The sequence below is a fragment of the Photobacterium lucens genome (assembly GCF_009873615.1).
GTDB lineage: Bacteria > Pseudomonadota > Gammaproteobacteria > Enterobacterales > Vibrionaceae > Photobacterium > Photobacterium lucens.
Genome location: NZ_SSMG01000454.1, coordinates 1 through 755, shown reverse-complemented (window position 1 = coordinate 755; position 755 = coordinate 1). Strand labels below are relative to the sequence as shown.

General features: G+C 33.0%; 1 protein-coding gene. It reads right to left on the bottom strand.

All coding sequences use genetic code 11. From position 1 onward, the window contains the following. Positions 1–74: 74 nt before the first annotated feature. Positions 75–710, bottom strand: coding sequence for a murein L,D-transpeptidase catalytic domain family protein (locus tag E5A76_RS18515; protein ID WP_392397388.1), 636 nt, complete (start codon positions 708–710; stop codon positions 75–77). Between the last annotated feature and the right edge of the window lie 45 nt (positions 711–755).

Below are 755 nucleotides of genomic sequence, written 5' to 3'. Positions count from 1 at the left end.
TCTTAAGCATAAAAAAAAGCTGCTAGTATTTAACTTTTTGAAATTAAATACTAACAGCTTTTTAATTCTCTTGATTAAGCGTAAGCAAAAATAACACTGCCACCTTTAATGGTGTTAATAATCTTTGTTGCTAATGCTTCTGGTAGTGCAGGGCAACCCCAGCTACGACCTAAATAACCGTTACGTTTGATAAATGATTCAGATACGTATTTTGCTCCGTGAATAACAATGTAACGTTTTAATGCATTATCATTTTTACCACGGGTTAAGCCGTTAAGTTTCAGTGAATAACCGTTACCGCCGTTATATGTATTTTCTGTCAGGAAAGTACCTAATGAGGTTTTATGCGAATCCACTTTGTTGGAGAACTCATTTGCCTTGAGTTTTCCACTGTTCATACCATGAGAAACATAGGTTTTGTAGAGTAATTTATTTGATTTTAAATCAATTACATAAAATCTTTTTTGTGTCGATGGTTTACTGTAATCAATGATTGTTAATAGTGATTTTTTCTTGCCTTTAGTTTTGTTGTAAGCAATGAAAGCTTGCTTAAAAACATTGTAGCTAATTTGATTTTTTAAATGTGCTTTTTGGTAAACGTAGTTTACAACAATATCAGCATTTTTTCGTTCGGTATTCAGAACATGTGCTGAAGCCTGAAACGGCAGATAGCACATCATCAGGATTATTAGATATATCGCTTTTTTCATTAAGTCAGTACTACCATCTAACAATGCTTAGGGGGAATTTGAAGC

Coding starts and splice junctions, on each gene's coding strand:
- E5A76_RS18515 (WP_392397388.1), bottom strand. CDS start 710: ATGAAAAAAGCGATATATCTAATAATCCTGATGATGTGCTATCTGCCG.